The organism is Longimicrobium sp., from assembly GCF_036280135.1.
In the GTDB taxonomy this organism is placed as follows: domain Bacteria; phylum Gemmatimonadota; class Gemmatimonadetes; order Longimicrobiales; family Longimicrobiaceae; genus Longimicrobium.
Genome location: NZ_DASURI010000727.1, coordinates 1 through 4,955, shown reverse-complemented (window position 1 = coordinate 4,955; position 4,955 = coordinate 1). Strand labels below are relative to the sequence as shown.

The window sequence follows — 4,955 nt, the reverse complement described above, 5'->3', positions numbered from 1 at the left end:
GCGGGACGGCGCTGCTGCTCAGTGCCGGCGTGGGCGCGGGTGTGAACGCGGGTGCCCGCGACACGCGCCGTCGCCGCCTGGGTGCGTGAACGGAAGTGCGTGAGTGCGTTGGTGCGTGAGTGCGGGAGTGGCATCCCGCCGGCCGCGCGCCGCACGACCCGCATCGGCTGAAACGCGCGGAGGCGCGGAGATGATCTCTCCGCGCCTCCGCGTTTTTGTCTGCACCCGCGTCGCGCCGCTCATGTCCGCCTTCCGGCCGGAGGGGATGATGCCACCTCGCGGATCGGTTCCGGCGAGGCCGTCTCCCAGCCGGAGCGAATGAATTCGCCGCTGGAAATTCGCGAAGTCCGCCTGCGCGGACTGCCCCAGCACAGGTCGGATTCCGTGCACCGGAGCGGAGTTCCGGCCGTTGAAGCCTCACGAAGTTTGTGAGGCTTTCCGCTGTTGTTGCGGCGGCTTCAGCCGCTCCGGCTTGAGGGTGGCGACACCGGATCAGATCCGCACTCGGCATCATTTGCCGGGGCTGGGGCGCCGCCTGACCGGTACGGATCCGCAATGGTCCATCAGCCGCCCTGGTCCAACGCCGCGCGGGCAACGAGAAGGCGCGGCGGGGAATTGCATCCCCTCCGCGCCTCGTCGCATCCACGTCAGTCGCAGTTCACTCCCGCACTAACGCACTAACGCACTCACGCACTCACGCACTCCCGCACTCACGCACTTCCGTCCTACTGCCGGCAGGGCGCGTTGGGGTCCTGCCGCGGGCCGTTCACAACCAGGCGGCCGGGACGGTTGGCGACCTCGGTGGCGATCTCCTGCAGAAAGCCGCCCACGCGCGCCATGTGGTCGTAGTCGATGTACTGCGGCTCGTCCGTCACCATGTGGTAGCTGGGATGGTAGCCCAGCGAGAAGTACGTGATGGGGATGCCGTGCCGCGCGTACATGAAGTGATCGCTGCGGCAGTAGCGGTTGGCCGGGTGGCCCGCCGCGTCCCACGAGTAGTCGATCGACATCGGGTTCTGGCGGCGGCCGTTGATCGTGTCGATCAGGTCGCCCAGCTCCGTCGAAAGCCGCCGCGAGCCGATCATCTGGATGCTCCAGGGACCGCCCCCGCGCACCTCCTCGGCCCGGCCGTGGCCCACCATGTCCATGTTGAGCACCGTGACGATGCTGTCGCGCGGCACCGTGGGATGGTCGCTGAACCACTGCGAGCCCAGCAGCCCCGCCTCTTCCGCCGTGTGCGAGATGAACAGGATGGACCGGCGCGGCTTGTTGGGGCTGCGGGCGAACGCCTCGGCGATCTCCAGCAGCGTCACCGTGCCCGAGCCGTCGTCATCCGCGCCGTTGTAGATGCTGTCCATCCGCGAGCCGTCCGCCGACAGGCTGTCGCGCAGGGCGCGGATGCGGGCCGCCTGCTCCGGCGTGGGCGTGCGCACGGCGTCGTTGGCCCCCTGCGGCCGCATGACCGTGTTGAACGCCAAGGCGCTGTCGTGGTCGAACGCCTGGCCGCTGATGCCCTCGTGGTCGTTGTGCGCGCTGATGCCCACGTACTGCCGGTTCACCGTGGGGTCGCTGCCGCGCAGGATGGCCACCACGTTGCGCGCTGGCGCGTCCGCCGGCCGGGCCACGAAGTGAAAGCCGCCGCTCACCGTGCGGCCCGCCGTGCCGGGACGCATGCCGTCCAGCGGGGCGCCCAGCAGCCGCTCGGCCGCCGCGCGGGTGATGCTCATCCCCGCGGGGCCCGTGGCGGGCTGCTCACCCGGCTCCTGCAGGTCCGCCGACTCGTTCTGCCCGTACGTGCGGATGACGGGCGGCGAGATCTCCGTGGCCGCCACGGCCACGCCGGCCGCGTTGGGAAAGCGCGTGCGCGGGTAGCCGGCCCACCAGCGGCCGTTGGGCTGCCCGTTGGCGCCGTTGCCCGGCAGCAGCACCACGAGCTTGCCCGCCGCCTGCGCGTCCGTGATCATCTCGCCGCCCAGCGTGCCGCCAAAGACCACGGGCGTGTTGCTGGCCCGCAGCTCCGCGCCAAACGGGAACGCGTCCGACGGCGGCAGGGGCGAAAAGTCCTCCCACGCCCGCAGCGCCTGCCCGGCCACGGACAGCGACACGTCGCGATCGATGCCGCGCACCACCAGCGGGATGGCCTGGAAGTAGGTGCCGTTCTCCCCCGCCGGCTCAAGCCCCATGCGCCGGAACTCCGCGGCGATGTAGTCCGTGGCCATCACGTTGCCGCGATGCCCCGCCTGACGCCCCATCATGCTGTCGTCGGCGATAGTGTACAGCCGGCTCATCAGGTCGCCCGGCGTGATCTCCGCCACCGTGGGACGCGCCGCGTAGGTCAGCGGCAGCGCGCGACTGTTGCCGGGCCCATCGGTGCCGCTCGTGGCGGGCGCGACGGTCTGACCATTCGTGGTGGTTGCCGGGGCGCACGCCTGGGCCGCGGCTAGCGCCGCCAGCACGGGCAGGCCGCGGACGAGGATTCGGTACGAGCTCACAAACTGCTCCTTTGCCTGGTTCTTCAGCCTGCCGGGTTCCCGCCGAAGATACAGCCGGCGGCGGACGCGGCAAGTTAGGGAATAGGGAACAGGGAATAGGGAATAGCGGGCAACGGCGTCACCGCGTCGATTTCCGTCCCCGTCGGAAACAATCGGAGGGGCGGATGCGACCACGTCCGGCCCTCGTCCGCCATCCGCCAATGCGACGGCTACTCGGTCCGGGGATCCGTCACCTGGCCCACGAAGAGCAGCGTGCCCGTCTGGTCGTCGCGGATGGCGATGACGAACGGCCGGTCCACCGTGAACGCCAGCGGGGGCGGCGGCATGCTCGTTGTCCGCATCTCGATGCCCGTGACGGCGGCGGCCTCCGTGCCCTCCTCGTTCACCTCGATGAACACCTTTTGCTTGGCCTCGCCCACGTAGGCGTTCTGCCGGGCCAGGTACTCCGCCGTCAGCATGGCGCCAAAGCGGGCCGCCGTCGGGCTGAACGCGTCCGCCATCCCCATGGCCGCCAGCGGCTGGTTCAGGCGCGACTCCACGTTCAGCCGGTACTTCGGCATGGTCAGCGCCACCTCGCGCGGGCTGAAGCGGCTCATCCACCCGTGCCATGCATCCGTCGTAAGGCGGCCACGCAGCTGCGCCAGCGACTGGCCCGTGTCCGGCAGCAGCACGTACATGGCAAAGCGGTCGCCGCGGTACGGAAGGCGCACGGCCTGGAACCCCTCGCCCTGCATCCACCCGTAGCTGCCCGTGCGCGACATCATCGGGCGCTGCACGTCGCCGCCGGGGGCGTGAAAGGTGCGGGGGCGCGTGGCCTGCGCGCGGAACTCGTCCCGCCAGCGGCCCTTGAAGTACACCGCGTTCATCAGGTACAGGATGAGGTCGCCGTCCAGCGGCGGCTCCACCATCTGCGTGATGCGCCCGTTGGTATTGCGCGAGGCCCAGTCGTTGATGCGCCGCGCCGCCTCGGGCGAGCTGAAGTCCAGCGTGGCCACTTCGGCGCGGTAGAACTGCTGGTTGCGCTCCATGAACGAGGGCTGGAACGGCACGCCCTGCCGCGCCCACAGCGAGTTGGCCACGGCCAGCTCCACGTCGTCCGTGCGCAGGGCGGCGGCAAGCGATGCATTGGCGGCGTTCAGCGCGTCCACCTCCATCCCCGTGGAGAGCGCGCGCTCGATGCCCGTGCGCGTGGAGCCCGTGGCGCCGTTGGCCACCATGCTCACGGCCAGCCCCGCGCTCAGCGGCGAAACGACGACGTTCTCGTTGGGCCGCGCCTGGGCCAGGCGCTGGAACAGGTCCAGCCCGAACGCGGCGTAGTCCGGCGCCAGCTCGCCGCGCGCCAGGCGGCTGGGCCCGGGAACCCAGGGCGTGGTGTCCATCGGCTTGATTCCCGCCGTGTCGATGCGCGGCTTGTCCTGCGCGTTGGCGCAGCCGGCCGCGGCTGAAAGCAGGGCGGCAGCCGCCAGCAGCGGCCGCAGCGAACGTGTGCACATGATGCCTCCTCGTGGATGTCGCGTTCGGTGTACCCGCCGGCCCGGGGAGGAGGTTCCGTGACGAGGTACGGAGGTACGGGGGTAGGGAAGTGCGTGAGTGATTCAGCGGAGGGAGAGCGATGGGCGGAGCGCGGCGATGGATGACGGTGGTGCTGATGATGATCGTGGCGGCGTGCGGGCCCGCGCGGGGCGAGGGAATCGCACCCCGCGGCGACGCGCGGCTGATCTCGGCGGAGGAGATCGCGCAGACGCCCGCCACCAGCGTGTACGAGATCGTGCAGCGACTCCGGCCCGCGTGGCTGCAGCAGCGCGCCGCCCAGGGCGCGTACGGCTATCCCACCGTCTACATGGGCTCGCAGGCGCTGGGCGGCGTGGAGCGCCTGCGCGAGATGAATTCTGCCAATGTGGCGGAGATCCGCTACCTGGACCCCGTCCAGGCCACCTCCCGCTTTGGCAGGAACGTGCCCTTCGGCGTTATCCAGGTGGTCGCGGACATCGGCGGATGAAGCGACGGAACTCCGCGAATGGGCAGATTCTTACCGGATTCCGCCAGCGTGCGGACCCGCGGGCGTCCGCCGGCCGCTTTGTACGGGAGTCTTGGCACGAGGCTTGATGCCACGTAGCTTGTCGGGAGTGTGTGGGAGTTCGCCTTTTTCAACGGGACACCAGGCGGTGCAGCGATGGCGCGGGAAACAGGAAACGTGAAGTGGTTCAACCCGGAGAAGGGCTTCGGGTTCATCACTCGCGACAACGGGGAGAAGGATGTGTTCGTCCACCACAGCGCCATCCAGGGCAGCGGCTTTCGCACGCTGAACGATGGCGAGCGGGTGGAGTTCGACGTCGTGCAGGGCCAGAAGGGCCCGGCGGCCGAGAACGTGACGCGCCTTGACGCCCCCGAGGGTGGTAACGGCGGTGGCGGTGGTGGTGGCGGCGGCCGCAGCGGTGGCGGCGGCTACGGCGGTGGTGGTGG

At 70.2% G+C, this 4,955-nt stretch carries 3 protein-coding genes and 1 pseudogene; 2 read left to right on the top strand and 2 right to left on the bottom strand.

Translation table 11 applies throughout. The annotated features are described in order from the left end of the window. Positions 1 to 725 precede the first annotated feature (725 nt). A complete protein-coding gene (locus VFZ20_RS23470) occupies positions 726 to 2,492 on the bottom strand; it encodes a M28 family peptidase (protein ID WP_329686392.1) in 1,767 nt (588 codons plus the stop codon). A gap of 209 nt (positions 2,493 to 2,701) precedes the next feature. Beyond that, on the bottom strand, positions 2,702 to 3,985 hold the full coding sequence (locus VFZ20_RS23465; RefSeq protein WP_329686391.1) for a serpin family protein: 1,284 nt from the start codon (positions 3,983 to 3,985) through the stop codon (positions 2,702 to 2,704). Between the two features lie 119 nt (positions 3,986 to 4,104). On the opposite strand from VFZ20_RS23465, the gene VFZ20_RS23460 reads away from it, so the two are divergent. Beyond that, positions 4,105 to 4,491: a hypothetical protein gene (locus tag VFZ20_RS23460; protein ID WP_329686390.1), complete on the top strand. Its 387-nt coding sequence runs from the start codon at positions 4,105 to 4,107 to the stop codon at positions 4,489 to 4,491. Between the two features lie 174 nt (positions 4,492 to 4,665). After that, positions 4,666 to 4,863, top strand: a pseudogene (locus VFZ20_RS23455) (cold-shock protein); the annotation flags it as partial. Positions 4,864 to 4,955: the final 92 nt, after the last annotated feature.

Coding starts and splice junctions, on each gene's coding strand:
- VFZ20_RS23465 (WP_329686391.1), bottom strand. CDS start 3,985: ATGTGCACACGTTCGCTGCGGCCGCTGCTGGCGGCTGCCGCCCTGCTT.
- VFZ20_RS23460 (WP_329686390.1), top strand. CDS start 4,105: ATGGGCGGAGCGCGGCGATGGATGACGGTGGTGCTGATGATGATCGTG.